Source organism: Thalassoglobus neptunius (assembly GCF_007859735.1).
Taxonomy (GTDB): domain Bacteria; phylum Planctomycetota; class Planctomycetia; order Planctomycetales; family Planctomycetaceae; genus Thalassoglobus; species Thalassoglobus neptunius.
On record NZ_SIHI01000005.1, the window covers coordinates 64668 to 78744 of the forward strand.

The window sequence follows — 14077 nt, forward strand, 5'->3', positions numbered from 1 at the left end:
AGGAGAAGAACACGATGGAAAACAAGCCGACTTTAACGACATCAGGCGGAGCGCCGATTGCGGACAATCAGAACTCGGAGACCGCTGGTCCGCGTGGTCCACTGTTGATGCAGGATTATCAGTTGATCGAGAAGCTTGCCCATCAGAATCGTGAACGAATCGCTGAGCGGGCCGTTCATGCGAAAGGATGGGGAGCATTTGGGACGTTCACCGTCACTCACGACATCAGCCGATTTACCCGGGCGAAGATCTTTTCGGAAGTCGGCAAGCAAACCGAGATGCTCGCTCGTTTCTCAACAGTCGCTGGCGAGCGAGGGGCTGCGGATGCCGAGCGAGACGTGCGTGGGTTCGCTCTGAAATTCTATACCGAAGAAGGCAACTGGGATCTCGTCGGGAATAACACGCCAGTCTTCTTCGTCCGCGATCCGTATAAGTTCCCGGATTTCATTCACACGCAGAAAAGACATCCCAAGACAAATTTGCGTTCGCCGACAGCCATGTGGGATTTCTGGTCACTCTCTCCGGAATCGTTGCATCAGGTCACCATCCTGATGTCCGACCGGGGGCTTCCGACTGACGTGCGTCATATGAACGGCTACGGAAGTCACACTTACAGCTTCATTAATCACGACAACGAACGCTTCTGGGTGAAGTTTCATTTCAAGACTTTACAGGGGCATCGTCACTGGACGAATTCCGAAGCTGAGGACGTCGTCGGAAAGACGCGTGAATCGACGCAGGAAGATCTCTTTTCGTCGATTGAAACCGGGAACTATCCGAAATGGAGAGTCTGCGTTCAGGTGATGCCGGAAGAAGAGGCAGACAAGACGCCATACAACCCGTTCGATTTGACCAAGGTCTGGCCACAGGGCGACCACCCGTTGATTGAAGTCGGGATGATGGAGTTGAATCGCAATCCTCAGAACTACTTCGCGGAGATTGAACAGGCAGCGTTCTCTCCATCCAACAAGGTTCCCGGAATCGGCTTTTCTCCCGACAAAATGCTTCAAGCAAGAATCTTTTCCTATGCCGATGCACATCGTCATCGTCTGGGAACTCACTACGAGTCGTTGCCGGTCAACACTCCCAAGTGTCCGGTTCATCACTATCACAAAGATGGTCAGATGAACTTTGCGTGTCACAACGCCAACGCCGATGCGTATTACGAACCGAATTCGTTCGGAGGACCAGTTGAGCGTCCGGAGTTCAAAGAGCCTCCGCTCAAGATCTCCGGCGACGCTGATCGGTATGATCACCGAGAAGGGAACGACGACTACTCACAGCCGCGTGCGTTGTTCAACCTGTTTAATGACGATCAGAAGAATCGTCTGTTCTCGAATATCGCTGACGCCATGCAGGGTGTTCCCGACTTCATCGTGGAGCGTCAACTCGGCCACTTCGAGAAAGTCCATCCGGACTATGCGGAAGGTGTGAAGAAGGCATTGGCGAGCAAGTCAACGCAGTCATAACTGTCGCGATTGCCCCTTCGAAGATGTTGCCCGTCGCGGAGCGAATCACAAATCGTGGTCGCTGCGTCGGCGGGCACTTTGCTTTGCGGTGCGATCTTCTCGAGGGTGGTTTCCTCCCCGGTTCTTATCGCGACTGACAGGGCGTGACTTCATTGAGTCGCAGCCATCCGGTTCCGTGATGAGTCTCGCCTTCTTCGTGCAGAATTTCCTCGAGGATTTCCGCCGACTCAACAACACGAGGTCCCGGCCGATTGAAGTACTGGTTTCCATCGGTCAGATAGACGCGGCCATTTCGGACAGCTTTGAGATCATTCCACTCAGGACGATTCAGCAACAGATCGAGTTCCTCAGCGGTTCGCTCGATATCAAATCCACATGGCATGACAGCGATAACATCGGGGTCCAGCTCAGCCAGTTCTTCCCATCGCTGATAGGGGGAATGCTTCCCGACCTCCGCCATGATTGCTTTTCCGCCCGCAATTTCGACGAGTTCCGGAACCCAGTTCCCGGCGATCATCAATGGTTCCAGCCACTCGACGCAGGCGATCGTCGGAGTTGCAGGGCGATCGACATTCCGAGCCCGAATTTCGCGGAGCCGTTCTTTCAACCGTGAATTCAGTTGGGCAGCTGCTTGTGGATCGTCGAGAGCGACCGCAACTTTTTCGATATCTTTCCAGACGTCGTCGAGTTGCATTGGTTCGCACGCCACAATTTCTGGATTTGAATCGACGAACTCACATACCGCAGCTTGCACATCCTTGAGATTGACCGCACAGACTTCGCATTGAGTCTGTGTGATGATCACTGTCGGTTCGAGTTTTTCCAGCTGATCCTTGAACACGGCGTAAACCGAAAGTGCTTCGCGAACGGCATTCTTGACGGCGACATCAATTTCCAGACTCGTTCCGGAGACGTCGATCCGGGGTTCTGAGCAGACCGGCAGTTCGACCACGTTCGAGGGATAATCGCACTCGTGAGATCGACCAACGAGCTGATCCTGATACCCGAGTGCTGCGACGATTTCCGTTGCACTGGCAATCAGGCTGACGATCCGGTGAGACATCTTAGACTCGCTTCTTGAAGCAGTTTACGCACTGGCATTGAAAAAACGTTGATGGACATACACAGCAGTCTTGGCAGCCATTCGCTTGAAATGGCCGAACCGCACGAAGCACATGCTCTCATTCGGAAAAGAACGCAACAACCGTCCGGGCGGTTGCGTCTTCTCCTGTTGAATGAGACTCCGAAGACTTAAGCGCTTTGCGCTGGGGTCAGCGTGGCTGTTGAACGTGTCGCTGGTGCTGTCAGAGATACGCACATTGGGCTGAACAGAACGGCACTGAACAATCCTGTGGCGATCAGTGAGTTTCTGAGCGTTGGAAGCGCGGCGATGTAGCACGCGAGGAGCCCTTGAGCATCCTGCGGATAAGTCGTTGATCCGAGCCACACGGCGAAGTTAGTAATCAGGTAGAACGAAAGACAGCTTGCAACTCCGGCGAATGCGATGTTTTGGACCCGCCGTCGGTTTCGAAGCAGAAACCCGATGGCAGCGCAGAGAGCGAGTGCTCCATACACGACAAACTGATCGACACCGTAGAACGCCCAGTCGGCTTTTCCGGTCACTGCCCAGATTCCCAGGTCAGCGATTAGCATCAACCCCAAGGGGATCAACACAGCTGAGATTCGAGATTGATAGAAGGCTCCGCCGAACAGGCAGACGGCAAACATCGGCGTGAAGTTCCACGGGTAGATCGCGAAGTTTTTCTCGACGTCCATTCCATACTGAAATAGAACGTACGGAAGCAACTTCACGAGAACAGTGTAAACGAGGATGAATGCCACCCACTTCCAGTGGAGAATGTTCTTTGGTGGCTGACTGCTCGGTGACTGTTGTGAAGAGTCGGTGTGTGTTGAAGTTGGATTGTTCATATGGTTGAAGCTCCTGCTGTCGCTGATTGATGGTGAGACAACGTTATCTCTCGAAAAACAAACTGTCTATCGTAATGGAGTTTGCCAAACTCGATGGGAAGGGATGCGTCCATTTGCGGAGCATCCACGAGAAGTGTGTGAAATTCCCCGTTTTCACCGCATGGATCGATGGAATCGGGTAAGTCGTTGAGGAAGCTGATGTCGAACTGACGTCCGCAGAACTCTTCCGGCAGACGCTTTGTGTCGACGCAGCATGTCACTGCGCGAAATCCTCTCTCGACGAATTCGTGGGCGAGTTCCGTAGTGTCTCTTTTCCAGACGGGATAGATGGCTGACATCCCGGCTTGTTCGACGAGTCGGTCTCGATAGTCACGAACTTCTTGGAGAAAAAGGTCTCCGAAGGCAACGACGGAAACGTCTTTCTCACGCCATTGCGAGAGTGCCGTTTGCATGGCTGCTTCGTAGCGAGCGTTGTCGCATTGCGGATCGATCCAGACTTCGTCCAGCGGTAACCGCAGCTTTCGGGCCTGCTCTTGAATCAGTTCCCGTTGAACTCCGTGCATCGACACCCGGTCAACGTCGCGCGTGAACGTCGTGAGCAGAGAAACCACTTCGTAGTCGCTTCGCTGTTGGAGCGCATCCAAGGCGAGGGCACAATCCTTTCCTCCGCTCCAGGAGAGGATGCAAGGTCGACTCATTCCTTCTCCTCCTGCTCAGGAGTGCCTGCAGTGTTTTCGTCAAGAAAGGGAATGCTTTGCTCCGGGAGAGGACCTTCAAAGCTGAGGGGAGTTCCGTGTTTGCGACACTCTCCCACTCCCGGTGTTCGATGAATTTGCTCGAGTGGAGGAGCAGGATACCACCGATCGCATTCGGGGCAGTACATCGCCAGCTGAAGGTTTGATCCCGGGTTTTGTGGGTTCTCAGAGGGAAGGTTGATCGAAGCCGGAATGGTGAACGCCGACCGCGATTTCAGATCGAATGCGACCTGAACCTGAGGCTTGGAGACACTGGCCACGTCCGAAGAACCGCAGCCCGCAACAAGAATTATACAAACGCAAATGAGTTGATTGATGGACATCGTCAAGAATCCCGGCAGTTACCGTTGAATGGAACGAAAGTGGATCTGTGATGTGCACAAATTCGAACACTCTGCAGAAGTTGGCGGAGTTGCTTGCTCATGAAAAATCAGTGCAAACCTCTACAAGAGTGATTCAAAAGAGGTCCGGAAACTTGTGAGTTGAGCGGCTTTTGCGAGCACGTGTTCAGCCTCAGTCGGTTTCAGGATGTGCTTCAGATACATCACCGTGACCGGATTACACCGGCGGAACGGAACTACTTGCGGTCATAAAACTTGTCGGGATTGTCCGGGTCACCGTCCGTCACATGTCCAAGTCGTTTCTCCTCCATTAGATCCGCTTGTTCCTGCAAGACGAAATTCGGTCCCGGAACTTGAATGGAGAAGTTACGACCGAATGTTTCGACGTGCCCATCGAGGAAGGCAACGTTTGCGGAATCGGAATGGCGGAAGTGAGTATTGGGGAAATTGCGGCTCGGAGCGTCCAGAATCCAGTTTTCTTCAAAGCTGAATTGTGGCGGAGAGAAGGAGGTCATTTTCACTTGAGCGCTGTCCGCAAACGCGATCGTTTGACTCATTGACACAACATCTCGAAATCTCCGAGTCGCTGGCTGCCGACTTGGTTGAGCTGCATAAGTGGGAGGGTCCCAACTGATCCCGGAAGAGCGAGACAACTCGTAACCGTTAAAGGCGAATCCCGAAGCTGGCCGACCAAATCGAACTGTGTCCATTTGAGGCGGTCCAAAATTGGGGCACTGAAACGATGAGTAGCTCGTTTCCATATAGGAAGCGAGTGGGCCTTTAGTGTAATCGAGCTGTTTGGCGACGTCGGTTTCGTCATAGTCAACGACGCCGAACCAGAACTGAGCAGTCCCCTGCCCGCCGGAGAAGTTCGTGAGGTAGTTCAATCGCTCGGTGTCTTCGATGACGTAGGGCATCATCATCTCGTAGTGCACATCCGCGTAATTATGGAGTGCAAGAACGATTTGCTTCAGCCGGTTGCGGCACTGAGTTCTGCGAGCTGCTTCGCGAGCCTGTTGAACAGCTGGGAGAAGGAGAGCGATGAGAATGGCGATGATCGCGATAACGACCAACAGTTCGATGAGTGTAAATCCACGCTGTGTCGCCACTTTATGGGCGTAAGATGAGCGCGGAAGACCTCGCCGCAGGCGAGGCACAAGATGAGTCCACATGACAATTCTCCGTTGTCAATCGATTGTGTTCCGACGAACCAGGATCCAAACAGTTCGTCAGTACGTTAAGTTCTTCTTGTCATGCGACCCGTTCGAGGAACCCAGTCTGTGATCGCCCTTTAATTCGTATCGCCTGTTTTCAGTATGGAACGGAGTGACCGTTCGCGAGTGCTTCAGCTACTCAGGGAATACGGACGAAATCAGAAAGGATCGAGAACACGACTCAAGCAGAACTTAACTGTTTTCAGCGACATCCAGGCAGGTCTTCTGACTTCCGGATCAACCGACTCACCGCACCTTCCCGCAATCTTCAGCAGGTTCATTAACTGCTGGCTGATTGCAGTGGTCTAAACGGCTTTTGTCCCCGGTTACAGCGGCGGGACCGCGACGGATTTGCACCGTCTTCCCTATTCTCTCGCTCACAACACGCAAGCAAGCACCTGTGTCGAAGCTGGATCATACATCGCGGACTAGCGTTGTCAAATCACGTTTTTCGGGTGCCGAATCACTTTCGACATCAAATCTGAGGCAGCTGTTGCGTTGAAGTTGAAGGTCGTCGCAAAGGATTTTCAGTCGGATGCTACTGTCGAAAGAGGTGTCTCACTACAATCGCAACAACTTCTCTTGATGGGTTCTTCTGAGGAAACGTTCGAATGTCGATTGCGAAACTTCCGCTGCGATTGCGAGATATTTGTCTCTTCACTTTGACGATGGTTTTACTTTCGGCGAACGGCTTTTGTGCGGACCGTCCGAATGTGTTGTTCATCATCTCCGATGACCTCAACAACTCGCTGGGGTGCTACGGGCACGACTTCGTGAAGTCCCCCAACATCGATCGCCTTGTTGAAGAGGGAATCACATTCGAGAAAGCCTATTGCCAGTACCCGTTGTGTGGGCCGAGTCGCAATTCAATGTTGTGCGGGCTTTATCCCAATAGTACCGGGATTCTGGTCAACAGCCAGATTTTTCGACAGACGATTCCCAAGCATCGGAGTCTGTCTCACTCGTTTCGTATGGCTGGCTATTTCGCTGCCAGAATTGGAAAACTCTATCACTACAACGTTCCGAAATCTGTCGGGACCAATGGCCATGACGATCCCGGTTCATGGGAGTTGGAACTGAATCCGGCGGGATGCGACCGGCTTCTTGAAGAGCCGGATATCTTTTCGCTAAAGCCAAACAGTTTCGGCGGAACGTTGAGTTGGTATGCCTCGCCTCGGGAAGACAAATTGCATACCGACGGAATGCTCGCCAGTGATGCGGAGTGGGTCTTGGAGCGATGTGCACGTGACGGCGAACGGCCTTTCTTTCTCGCTGTCGGATTCTATCGACCGCACACTCCTTACGTTGCGCCTGCTCCCTACTTCGACCACTATCCCGTCGACGAAATGCCACTTGTTGCGGGAGTTGAAGAAGACGTCAAAGACCTTCCGGAAGATGCACTCGGGTCACACAAGAAAGAGCACGATTTGCTCAACGATTCACTTCGTCAACAAGCCAAACAAGCCTACTTCGCGAGTGTCGAGTTCATGGATGCTCAAGTGGGGCGGATTCTCAATAAGCTGGAAGAACTCGGACTCGCGGAGAACACGATTGTTGTCTTCACCAGTGATCACGGATATCACCTCGGCGAGCATGGCTTGTGGCAGAAGATGAGCCTCTTCGAAGAGAGTTCACGCGTGCCTCTCATTCTTCGCGTTCCCGAGATGAACACGAGTGGCAGCATCGCCAAAACTCCGGTTGGTCTCATCGATCTCTATCCGACGCTTTGTGAGCTTTGTGATGTCGAGGCTCCTGCAAATCTTCAGGGGCAAAGCCTCGTGAGCATTTTGAAAGATCCGTCAGAAGCAGGCAGAGGCTGGGCGCTGACAGAAGTGATGCGCGGAGGGAAACAGAATCGACGATACGGGTATTCTCTGCGAACGCCTCGTTGGAGATACACCGAATGGGATTCCGGAAAAGCGGGCCGGGAACTCTACGATCACGACGCTGATCCGCTGGAGCAAACGAATCTCGCCGATCAGGAGGAGTATCAGGCACTCATCGCGAAATTGTCGTCACAGATCGAGGAAGCGGTTTCGGGAACATTTCCCGAGTCCGGAAAGATTCCATCCGTGTCGAATTCGGTCTGGGCACCGAATCTGACCGATCCGTGATTCTTAAGACGGGATCTCGTGCAGAGGGAAAGATCCTGTGCCGTGACGGCCTCTCTTTATTCGTCCTCAGCTTCATTCATTGCAATCAGTCCAAGAGCGCCATAGACCTTTTGGTCGACCATTGTGCGTGAGGTCTGTTTGCGTTGAAGCCAGCGCGCGATGCGCGTCATCGGGATGACATGAACCTTGATGTCTTCGGTTTCGTCTCCTCCCCCAGCCTCGACTTGAACGACGTCCCGAGTGAGATAAAAATCGACAACTTCGGACGTCATCCCGGCGGACGAGGGACTTCTCAACAGAAATTCGAACGTTTCTCCCTGATATCCGGTTTCCTCCAAGAGTTCGCGGCGGGCTGCCTGTTCGAAGTGTTCCTGTTCTTGCCCCGGAATATCTCCTGCGAGTCCGGCGGGAAGGTCAACGACTTTTTTCCGGACCGGGGGACGAAATTGTTCGGTCAGAACGAGACAATTGTCGGAAGTCACAGCGATGATGGCGACGACTCCACTGGCGTTGACGCGTTCGGCGAACTCCCATTTCCCTTGTTTCACCAGTTTGAGGTGTGTTCCGGCGAACAGTTCCTCTGTGCGTTGACGTGGCATCCGGGCAAGATCCTCTGATTGAACATTCGGGAGCGATGAACTGCGTGGTCAGACCATTGCAGCAATTGGTTTTGGGATCGACAATAAAGGAAACTCTCACCCACCGCACTCGAGAACGAATTGTCCGGTTGCTTTACTCGCGTCCAGCGACATTCCTTTCAGAATGACAGCGTCATGAACGAAATTCACGAATCCCCTTGGGCAGATCGTAATTTGACGACAGGAGTTGTTCGAATTCTCGAACGAGTCACTGAAGCCCGCTGCAAGGAGGTTTCATGTTCTCTCTTTCAGCTTTTGCTTCATGAACTTCTGGTTGAAGAAAATCAGGCGAGCACTCTGATTTCTTTGTCGAAAGAGACTGTCGCTTCAATTCTCGACGACACCCCATGGCCGACGGAACAGGAATTTGCCACGGAGCGAGAATGGCAAATGACGCTGCTTCGACATGCAGATCGAATTGCGATTGAACATTCGGAGGAAGGTGTCACTGGAACTGAGCACCTTCTGCTTGCCGCAATTCGCCTCAGCCCGGCGATCAACGAATTTCTTGTCCGTCAGGGAGTCGAGCCGGAGAGCCTCGTCGGCCAACTCGAAACCCCGGAAAACACATTAGAGATCGAAATCAAAGAAGAATTTCAGATTCGGCCGGTTCAAATCGGATCTGTTGATGAAGCCACGCTTTACCGTGTACTGGATGCATCCTCAAATCGCTGTCGAGAAGGGATTCGAGTCGTCGAAGATTACGTTCGATTCGCTCTCAATGATCGACTTCTCTCCAAGTCATTGAAGAGTTTGCGACACGATCTGACGACGGTGCTGTCGTATCTTGGACAGTCTCAGTGGGTGAGTTGTCGTGACACAATCCACGATGTCGGCACACAGGAGACACTCGGTTCGGAAACGCGTCGGGAAACGTCACTCGACGTGCTTCGCGCCAACCTGAAGAGGACCGAAGAGTCGCTTCGGACGATTGAAGAGTTCTCCAAACAACTCAACCCCGACTGGAGCCAGCAACTCGAGCAGATCCGATATCGGTTTTATACGATTGAGAAAGCTGTCGAAACCTCTGTTCACAGCCGAACCCGATTGGCAGACGCCCGGTTATATTTACTCGTCACCTCCGACAATTGTCGGTACGGGCTCGAGCAGACTGTCCGAAACACCATCACTGCCGGTGTTGATATTGTTCAGCTCCGCGAGAAGTCGTGGCCGGATCGAAAGTTGATCGATCTCGCAACTCAGGTGAGAAGCTGGACGGCCGAACACAATACTTTGTTTATTGTCAATGATCGTCCGGACATCGCCGTCGCCGTCGGAGCGGATGGTGTGCATCTTGGTCAGGATGACATGAGCGTGGCGGCCGCGCGGCAGGTTGTTGGAAGTCGAATGTTGATTGGTGTTTCGACTCACAGCCTCGATCAGGCTCGAACTGCAATTTTTGACGGAGCCGACTATCTCGGAGTGGGGCCGACTTTCTCTTCGCAAACAAAGGAATTCACGGATTTTCCCGGACTCGATTTCGTATCCGCGATGGCGAGAGAGACCTCAATTCCATGGTTCGCAATTGGCGGAATCAGCGAAGACCGGCTTTCGCTCGTGCTTCAGGAAGGTGCCAGTCGAGTCGCTGTCAGCAACGTGATTTGCAGTGCTCCCCATCCCAGGGGAGTCGCCAGAAAATTTGCCGCCGAGCTCGCGTCCAAATCGTCCATCTCGTCAGAAATGTGATCTGTGCCACAGACTCTCAGTCGAAATATGGCGATACTTGAATACGTGGAGATGTTCGGGGCACAGTTCCCGGGAATCGAGAGTTTCGACGTCAAGTTCCCGGTGCAACCAATCTCAAGAGACATCTCGCTTCACTCGAGTTGATCGGGTAAAATCGTCCGCTGTTGTTGAGATATCGAGAACCTGAAAATGACAGGTTCCGAAGTTTCTAAGAGTCGATCAGAGATCGAGGATACATTGATGCAACGTGCATGGTTCGCGGCATTTGCTGTGATTTGCCTATTGTTCCAGAACTCCGCAACGCCTGTTTTGGGGCAAGATGCATTTCCGGGTTTGTTCGAAGTCGAGCAGAAACCTGCCCTCCAGGGATTAGCTCCAAAGGAAGCCACGGTTGAGGCTGCGCTCCGCCCAACCGACAAGCCGGGTGTCGTTCAATTCGAATTGACGTTAACAATTCCCGAGGGTGCCAACAGCTATTCCCAAAGCAAAGACTTTGCGAAACCGACAGTCATTAAATTGTCGAATATCAAGGGATGGACCGCTCTCGACGACAAGTTCGCTCCGAAGCCAAAGCCCAAGAAGCAGTTCGACGAACTTTTCAATAAGGAGGTCGAAAAACTCGTCGGGACAACTGTCTTCTCACGACGGTATCTCGCTCCGCAGGGAACCGACATCCGCAGCGCCCGATTCTCAGGGACGATCGATTTTCTACTCTGCGATGCCGGCAGCTGCACGCCGCAATCAGAAAAGTTCGTCGCTGAATTTACTGCGGAGAAGAAATCTGAGTCCGAATCGAACGTCTCTGAATTGTTCGCTCCTCCCGGAGAAGTGATCGACGCTCCAACCGTTCAGATTCCATCGGTCACGTCGAACGAAGTCGCCGTCGATGGGCCATTCAAGTACGGATACGAAATCACTCCGCAGCGTAAGAAACTTGGGGCGATGGAAGGTGACCCCGTTCGCCTTGGTGTCCAGTTGACACCGGCCGATTTCAAGGTGGGCGACGAAGTGACCTTGTCGCTGCAGATGAAACTTCTCGATGACTGGCACACTTATGGCTTAAAAAAAGCTGAGACTCAAATCGAGCTGCCGACCGTCATTAAACTCAAAGAAGTTTCTGGTCTGAAAGAGCTGACGGAATTCAAGTCGACACCGGCTCCAGAACCGAAAACGACCGAATTCGGGACCTCAAACGTCCATGCGGATCATGTGACGTTCAGCAAGACATTCCGAGTCACGAATCCGAGTGAAGTCGGGATTCAGGGGACGATTTCCTATCAGATTTGCAAGACATCCTGTCTGCCCCCGAATCCCATTTTGTTCTCGCTGGGAACGTTGCAGCTTCCCGCCGATATTGCGAATGCACGTCCGATTCTTGAGTCGGCGATGACGTCAACGTCTGAAGCGGAATCTCAGTCTGAAGGCGATTCCAGTGAACAGGTCGCTTCGTCGGAGTCCGAGAGTCCATTGCCTGTCGACGACCTTTTTGCCTCGGAGACAGAAGGGGAAATTGAATCCCTCGGGCTGGCGATTCCTCTCGCCTTTCTCGGAGGGCTTTTGTTGAACGTGATGCCGTGTGTTTTGCCCGTCCTGGCGATCAAGATTCTGAGTCTTGTTCAACAAGCTGGGGAAAGCCGGTTGCGTGTTCTCTCGCTGAATCTCTCTTACACAGCTGGAGTTCTTCTCGTCTTTCTGATTCTTGCGGTCGTCTCCACTGCCATTGGTTGGGGCGGGCAGTTTCAGAATGAGAACTATGTCATTGTGATGACTTTGGTCGTCTTTGCGATGGGGCTCAGCTTGCTGGGTGTCTTCGAACTTCCGGTTCCGGGGCTGGTTCCTTCTGCCAATGAACACAGCGAAGGACTCGTCGGTGCCTTCAATACCGGGATCATCGCAACGTTGCTGGCGACTCCCTGCACCGGGCCGTTTATGGGTGTTGTCATTGCGTTCGCATCGAAGCAACCCACAGCTGTCAACTTTCTGATCTTCGCCACAATGGGACTCGGAATGGCCTCCCCGTATGTCCTCGCCGGGTTCTTTCCCCGCATCGTCAACTGGCTTCCCAAGCCTGGAATGTGGATGGTGCGGTTCAAGCAGTTCTCTGGCTTCGTCCTGATGGGAACAGTCATCTGGCTGATGGCGACATCGCTAGGTCCTTCCTATCACATTCCTGTTTTGATCCTCCTGCTGGGAGTCGCTCTGCTCTTGTGGATGGTGGGACTTGCTCCCGCTTCCGGAAAGGCAATCTGGGGAAAGCCGTTGTTGACTGCTGTTCTCGTTGCCGGTCCTGTGATCGCGGCCGGGTTCTATGGAATGCCGTCTTCGGAGATGCTTGCTGAGCAGAATCAGGAGCAGGGAGAGAACAACCGATCGGATGTGCCTGTCGGAATCGATGAGATGCCGTGGGAAACGTTCTCCGAAGAACGCATGGTTGAACTGCGGCAACAGGGAGTGCCGATGTTGATCGACTTCACCGCCGACTGGTGCAACGTCTGCAAACAGAATGAGCTGTGGGCGCTGAATCGAACTGAGACCGTCGAATTCGTTCGGAAACACGGTGTCGTTCCAATGGTCGCCGACTTCACGCGAGAGGATCCGGAGATCAGAAAGTGGCTCGAACGCTTCGGTGTTGTCAGTGTCCCGTTGACGGTAATCTTCCCGGCTGACGTCAATGAAAAGGCTGTCGCCATTCCCGGACCGTACACGATGGATGGAATCATCAGCCGACTTGAAAAAGCGGTCACCAGCTCTGACGAGAACGTGAATTCAGAGAAAGTTTCGATGAAGAGCGACGACAGCGCTCTTTAGAAATCGCGATCAGACCAGAGCGACTCATCCACGATCTCCGGAATCACTCAATCTCAACAGTTTGAGGATCGATTCCGAGAGCTTCACTCGGCACGCTGTTCGAAAGTCGCCATTCTCGAACAGCGTTGGCGAGGTCTCCGGCTTTATTCATGGGGAACGAGACTCTAAACTCCTCCGAAAGTGTTTCTCCGGAGTCTGGTTGCGGAAGAGTTCATTGCCTGAGTCGCTGCGCCTCAATGGGGTCGAAATCGCTGACACGTTCGCCGAAGCGTTCCTGATGAAGGGAACTCGGGTGATCGTGACCGCCCACAACGAAAAGTGGGCGCACATCGCAGCCGCGGAAATGGCAGGCAATGCGACGAGTGTGATCGCGTGTGATTGTGAAACAGCTCTCGAAGCGACGCTTCTCCCTGATGAGTCTCCCGACGGTCGTCCGGGAGTTTCACTTCTCGTCTTTGCATTCGATCGAGATTCGCTCGCCAAAGCAGTGCAAGGTCGAGTGGGGCAATGCGTGCTGACAACTCCGACATCCGCGTGTTTCAATGGAGTTTCGGACTGTCCAAAGGATAAAAAGATCTCAGTCGGCGGGGCGCTTCGCTATTTTGGCGATGGGTTACAGTTCTCGAAGAAGCTCGGGAATCGTCGCTTCTGGAGAATTCCGACGATGGATGGGGAATTTCTCTGCGAAGACACCTTCGGAACAGTGACCGGTGTCGGCGGCGGAAACCTCATTATTCTGGGCGAAACACAAGCTTCCGCTCTCGCTTCCGCTGAGGCAGCCGTGGAGGCAGTCTCGACCGTTCCCGATGTGATTCTTCCCTTTCCCGGGGGGATTGTTCGATCAGGAAGCAAGGTCGGATCGAAGTATCCCAAGCTGCGAGCCAGTACCAACGACGCCTATTGCCCCACTCTTCGCCCACTTGTTGAATCCAACCTCCCCGAAAATTGCCAGTGTGTCTACGAGCTTGTGATCGATGGATTGAGTTTTGATTCCGTTCAGGCTGCGATGCGGGTCGGAATCAATGCTGCGACACAAGTGCCCGGAATCCTGCGAATCACAGCAGGAAACTACGGCGGGAAACTTGGCAAACACCACTTTCATCTCCGCGAACTCCTGTAACCA

General features: G+C 53.1%; 11 protein-coding genes and 1 riboswitch. Of the genes, 5 read left to right on the top strand and 6 right to left on the bottom strand.

The window, feature by feature from the left end; genetic code table 11:
• Positions 1 to 14 precede the first annotated feature (14 nt).
• Positions 15 to 1469, top strand: a complete 1455-nt coding sequence (locus KOR42_RS13835; protein WP_146510455.1) for a catalase — start codon at positions 15 to 17, stop codon at positions 1467 to 1469.
• A gap of 124 nt (positions 1470 to 1593) precedes the next feature.
• Here the strand turns inward: KOR42_RS13835 and KOR42_RS13840 are convergent, their stop codons facing one another.
• The 5 genes from KOR42_RS13840 to KOR42_RS13860 all read right to left on the bottom strand — a co-directional run bounded on the left by KOR42_RS13840 (position 1594) and on the right by KOR42_RS13860 (position 5666).
• Positions 1594 to 2532, bottom strand: coding sequence for a cobalamin-binding protein (locus tag KOR42_RS13840; protein ID WP_146510430.1), 939 nt, complete (start codon positions 2530 to 2532; stop codon positions 1594 to 1596).
• 188 nt (positions 2533 to 2720) lie between these two features.
• Positions 2721 to 3398, bottom strand: coding sequence for a DUF6580 family putative transport protein (locus KOR42_RS13845; protein WP_146510431.1), 678 nt, complete (start codon positions 3396 to 3398; stop codon positions 2721 to 2723).
• Entirely contained in the window at positions 3395 to 4096 is a 702-nt protein-coding gene (locus tag KOR42_RS13850; RefSeq protein ID WP_146510432.1) for an adenine nucleotide alpha hydrolase, read from the bottom strand. The genes KOR42_RS13845 and KOR42_RS13850 overlap by 4 nt, the downstream gene beginning before the upstream one ends.
• Positions 4093 to 4476 carry a hypothetical protein gene (locus tag KOR42_RS13855; RefSeq protein WP_146510433.1) on the bottom strand — a complete coding sequence of 128 codons (384 nt, stop codon included), beginning with the start codon at positions 4474 to 4476 and terminating at the stop codon, positions 4093 to 4095. The genes KOR42_RS13850 and KOR42_RS13855 overlap by 4 nt, the downstream gene beginning before the upstream one ends.
• A 254-nt stretch (positions 4477 to 4730) precedes the next feature.
• Positions 4731 to 5666, bottom strand: coding sequence for a DUF1559 family PulG-like putative transporter (locus tag KOR42_RS13860; protein ID WP_231740923.1), 936 nt, complete (start codon positions 5664 to 5666; stop codon positions 4731 to 4733).
• 240 nt (positions 5667 to 5906) lie between these two features.
• Positions 5907 to 6125: riboswitch (cobalamin riboswitch) on the bottom strand.
• Positions 6126 to 6376: 251 nt separating this feature from the next.
• On the opposite strand from KOR42_RS13860, the gene KOR42_RS13865 reads away from it, so the two are divergent.
• Positions 6377 to 7822, top strand: coding sequence for a sulfatase (locus KOR42_RS13865; RefSeq protein ID WP_390620881.1), 1446 nt, complete (start codon positions 6377 to 6379; stop codon positions 7820 to 7822).
• A 56-nt stretch (positions 7823 to 7878) separates the two neighbouring features.
• Here the strand turns inward: KOR42_RS13865 and KOR42_RS13870 are convergent, their stop codons facing one another.
• Positions 7879 to 8421, bottom strand: a complete 543-nt coding sequence (locus KOR42_RS13870) for an NUDIX hydrolase (protein WP_146510435.1) — start codon at positions 8419 to 8421, stop codon at positions 7879 to 7881.
• Positions 8422 to 8595: 174 nt separating this feature from the next.
• Between KOR42_RS13870 and KOR42_RS13875 the strand changes: the two genes are divergently transcribed.
• From KOR42_RS13875 to fhcD, 3 genes are all read left to right on the top strand, one after another.
• The gene (locus KOR42_RS13875) at positions 8596 to 10146 is read left to right on the top strand and encodes a thiamine phosphate synthase (RefSeq protein WP_146510436.1); all 1551 of its coding nucleotides are present in this window, start codon (positions 8596 to 8598) and stop codon (positions 10144 to 10146) included.
• A gap of 240 nt (positions 10147 to 10386) precedes the next feature.
• On the top strand, positions 10387 to 12954 hold the full coding sequence (locus KOR42_RS13880) for a protein-disulfide reductase DsbD family protein (RefSeq protein WP_197441173.1): 2568 nt from the start codon (positions 10387 to 10389) through the stop codon (positions 12952 to 12954).
• 226 nt (positions 12955 to 13180) lie between these two features.
• Positions 13181 to 14074 carry a formylmethanofuran--tetrahydromethanopterin N-formyltransferase gene (gene fhcD, locus KOR42_RS13885; protein ID WP_146510457.1) on the top strand — a complete coding sequence of 298 codons (894 nt, stop codon included), beginning with the start codon at positions 13181 to 13183 and terminating at the stop codon, positions 14072 to 14074.
• Positions 14075 to 14077 lie beyond the last annotated feature (3 nt).

Excerpts from the sequence above, each read along its gene's own strand:
- KOR42_RS13835 (WP_146510455.1), top strand. The coding sequence starts at position 15 with ATGGAAAACAAGCCGACTTTAACGACATCAGGCGGAGCGCCGATTGCG.
- KOR42_RS13840 (WP_146510430.1), bottom strand. The coding sequence starts at position 2,532 with ATGTCTCACCGGATCGTCAGCCTGATTGCCAGTGCAACGGAAATCGTC.
- KOR42_RS13845 (WP_146510431.1), bottom strand. The coding sequence starts at position 3,398 with ATGAACAATCCAACTTCAACACACACCGACTCTTCACAACAGTCACCG.
- KOR42_RS13850 (WP_146510432.1), bottom strand. The coding sequence starts at position 4,096 with ATGAGTCGACCTTGCATCCTCTCCTGGAGCGGAGGAAAGGATTGTGCC.
- KOR42_RS13855 (WP_146510433.1), bottom strand. The coding sequence starts at position 4,476 with ATGTCCATCAATCAACTCATTTGCGTTTGTATAATTCTTGTTGCGGGC.
- KOR42_RS13860 (WP_231740923.1), bottom strand. The coding sequence starts at position 5,666 with ATGTGGACTCATCTTGTGCCTCGCCTGCGGCGAGGTCTTCCGCGCTCA.
- KOR42_RS13865 (WP_390620881.1), top strand. The coding sequence starts at position 6,377 with ATGGTTTTACTTTCGGCGAACGGCTTTTGTGCGGACCGTCCGAATGTG.
- KOR42_RS13870 (WP_146510435.1), bottom strand. The coding sequence starts at position 8,421 with ATGCCACGTCAACGCACAGAGGAACTGTTCGCCGGAACACACCTCAAA.
- KOR42_RS13875 (WP_146510436.1), top strand. The coding sequence starts at position 8,596 with ATGAACGAAATTCACGAATCCCCTTGGGCAGATCGTAATTTGACGACA.
- KOR42_RS13880 (WP_197441173.1), top strand. The coding sequence starts at position 10,387 with ATGCAACGTGCATGGTTCGCGGCATTTGCTGTGATTTGCCTATTGTTC.